The organism is Streptomyces sp., from assembly GCF_031178505.1.
Lineage (GTDB): Bacteria > Actinomycetota > Actinomycetes > Streptomycetales > Streptomycetaceae > Streptomyces > Streptomyces gulbargensis.
On sequence record NZ_JAPSIW010000982.1, the window covers coordinates 1 to 2007 of the forward strand.

General features: G+C 74.2%; 1 protein-coding gene and 1 pseudogene. Both read left to right on the top strand.

The window, feature by feature from the left end; all coding sequences use genetic code 11:
* A partial coding sequence (locus RIF68_RS35335) for a hypothetical protein (protein ID WP_309055676.1) occupies window positions 1–458 on the top strand: 458 nt, incomplete at its 5' end.
* A pseudogene (locus tag RIF68_RS35340) lies at window positions 455–2007 on the top strand (ATP/GTP-binding protein); the annotation flags it as partial. The gene RIF68_RS35335 and the pseudogene RIF68_RS35340, both read left to right, overlap by 4 nt.

Genomic DNA, 2007 nt, shown 5'->3' on the forward strand with positions numbered 1-2007 from the left:
TCGGCCCCTACACCCCCGCGCAGATCGCCGTCCTCGTCGGCGGCGGGTTCCTCCTCATCAAGACCATCAGCTGGTGGTCGTGGATGGGCCCGGTCCCCGTGGTCGCCTGGGTGCTGGCCGTGTGGGCTGTGCGCCGGCCCAAGGTGAAGGGGCGCGCGCCGCTGCAGGCGGCGCTGGGCTGGCTGCTTCTCGCCTGGCAGCCTCAGGGCGGTCGCACCGGCGGAAGGGCCGCCCGCGACCGCGCCGCCCGCCCCCTGCTGGGCGGCTTCACCCTCGAAGGCGATCATCCGACCGTTCCTGCGGCGGTGCAGCGCGTCGCCCAGGAGCCGGATGACGTCCAGGCCCGGGCGGGCCGCCGGGTGCCAGTGTCGCGGTCCCAGCAGCAGGCACGGCCGGCGCCGGTGTCGGGTGTGCAGCAGTTGCTCGCGCTCGCCGGACAGGGCGGGGGTGTGCGGTGAGGGTTCCGATCCGTCACATCGCCGGTCATCTGGTCTGGTCGACGCAGGGCAGCGTGTGGGCCGTCTACCGCCTGCACCCCGGCCCCGACGCGAAGGGCCAGCGGGCGGAGACCGTGCAGGGCACCTACGTGCCCGCCGCGGTCCGTGACGAGCAGCTGGCCAAGGTCACGCATCTGGTGCGCTCGCTGTCCGGGGCGCCGCGCCTGTTCGGGCTGTGCGCGCAGGCCGATCCCGGCGAGATCGCCCTGAAGATGATCGAGGGGATCGAGCCCGCCGAGCAGACGCCGGGTGATGGCCCGCATCCGTGGGTGGAGAACGTCGAAGCCACTCTGGATCTGCTGGAGGGCCAGGAGATGCACCGCCGGACGCTGTGGCTGGCGGTGCCCCTGCAGAACGAAGCCGCGGGCGGGCAGGTGGCCGCGGCGCTGGGGGCGATGTGGGCAGACGTCGCCCCCGCACTCGGGATGCGGGCCGCGCCTGTGGCCCGCCGTGAGGTGAGCGCGTTTCGCGAGCAGGCGTCCCGGGTGGAGGCCGCGCTCGCCGGGGGTATCGCGTTCCGTCCGGCCCGTCCGGCGGAGATCGTGTGGATGGTCCAGCACGCCCTGCACCGCGGCCTGGCGGAACCGCTGCTGACCGAAGCCGAGACCAGCACCCTGTACGGCGGACAGGTCCAGGGCGGGGTGCTGCGCTCCCCCAGCTACGCCGACCTGGGTCAGGCGCGCCTGCAGGAGGGCGGCATCGACCCCGCCCTGGACGACGCCGACGAGCTGAAGGGGCCGGGCCGGATCACGCGGTCGGGCCGCACCGCCTGGTGGCGGCTGCAGGCCGGGTCACCCCTGCGCAGGCGGTGGCTCCAGGTCGAGACGGACAGCGGGGTCGGCTACCAGGCGCAGCTCGTCTTGGCCGAGTGTCCGCCGGCGGTCGGTGCGGAGGCGGCGGATCTGTTCGCGCAGCTGGAGATGCTCGACTTCCCCGTCGACTACACCGTCGATCTGACGCTGGTGCCGGCGGAGAAGGCCCGGGACCAGGTGCGGCGTAAGAAGAACGAGCTGATCGACCAGGCCGACCAGTACGACGCCCGCCCCACCGGCATGCCCGCCTCCCTGACCGACGCCGCCCGCGACCTGGGCGAGCTGGACGCCCGCCTGTCGCGCACGTCGGTGGAGGTGGAGGTGCAGTCGGTGACGGTGCTGACGGTGTGGGGGCCGACCGCCGCCGTCTGCGACGCCCGGGCCCGGGCGCTGGCCGCGCTGCTCTCCGGCGCCGACTACCGGGCCGTGCGCCCCGCCGGACTGCAGGAGGCCCTGTTCACCCTGGGACTGCCCGGGACCGCGCGGCCGGGCGTGCTGCGGGAGTTCACCCAGCACCAGGTTTCCGAGGACTGGGCCCTGTCCGGCGCCTTCACCACCGCGGAGGTGGGCGACCCGAACGGGATGTTCCTGGGCCTGGACCTGGACTGCGGCACCACCCGCCCCGTGATGATCAACGTCGCGGACGCCCCGAAGCAGGACGCGTCGGCGTCGATGGGCATCGTCGGGGACCTCGGCGC